Here is a 1,144-nt window from a genome sequence, read left to right on the forward strand (position 1 = left end):
ATTAGTTCCGTCGTTGCGGGCTTAATCGGGACAATCCCGATAGTGTTCTTCTTTTTGATACTTATGATTTTCCCGATGAAGCAAGAATCACTAGTTACTTGGTTATCTTGTCATGGAATTATACAATCTCATATGACCACGCAAACATGTACTATTCGATTGCTCTGACGGTTGTCTTGATCTTATTTGCACTAAAAACATTCTTGTGGAGTAAGAAGAAGTGATTCAATAGGGCACGTTAGCTATCACACCATCGAGCGTGTCCTAAATCTCAGTAAGCTGAAATAAGCGGATTGAACTCACAGGAACAGAAACTTGTAGCTTGTGAGTTCTCCCTTATAATTGAAGGGAACACGAGGCTTGGAAATTCAGGATTAAAAGAAAGGAATATGTTAGACCTTGTAGTCTGTCAAGGAGTTGAGGACTTTGAAGGTTAAACGAAGCTCGTTTTTATTTTTTACTATACTCGTTATTATCACTTCGTTCACATTAACAAGCTGTGGAAAAGAGCAAGTCTATAAAGGTAGTGGTGAGTTTTGGAATGTTAAAGTTGTGCAAAATTCGGTACCCGATCACTTTGAGATCGGCTTCGAATATATTGGACAAGAAAGTTTATTAGAATCATTGGAATTCAAGTTTCTAAATAGCGATTTCAATGCTTCTGGATCGACCCAGATCAACAAAAAACCTCCCTACATTTATAGTGTGAAGTATGTAAAAGAACAAGATGCAGGTGAGAAACTTCAATCAGATTCATTAAAAGCAAAGATCAAATGGAATAACAAAGAAGAGGAAGTGACGCTTTCGAAAAGATAGTCCAATTTATGAGTTCAGTAATTAGTTAGAGTAATATATCAAAATTATCTGAGCCTTTTACTGAAAGGGGACGCTAGAGAACTTCTGGATAGCTTGGAGGCAAGCAAAAAGTCAGTTCTGTTAGAAGAAAAGCTCCTTCCCCATGAAATTGAGGATGAAATAGAAGAATAATGATTTAATAATTACTCTAGGTGAGGATATGATGAAAAAAGAAGCCAGCTTCAATAGTTGGCTTCTTTACTTGTAACCATGTTATTAAAAATGAGGATAGAAAACGAAAAGGAATAAAGAGATCATGAAAAAGATAGTTCCTATTGTGATAGTAAGT

The 1,144-nt window shown here is 36.0% G+C and carries 1 protein-coding gene; it reads left to right on the top strand.

What is annotated here, in order from left to right; genetic code table 11:
- Positions 1–426 precede the first annotated feature (426 nt).
- On the top strand, positions 427–816 hold the full coding sequence (locus tag BBG47_RS28120; protein ID WP_065294477.1) for a hypothetical protein: 390 nt from the start codon (positions 427–429) through the stop codon (positions 814–816).
- The last annotated feature ends 328 nt before the right edge of the window (positions 817–1,144 follow it).

The organism is Paenibacillus sp. KS1 (assembly GCF_001680695.1).
GTDB lineage: Bacteria > Bacillota > Bacilli > Paenibacillales > Paenibacillaceae > Paenibacillus_B > Paenibacillus_B suaedae.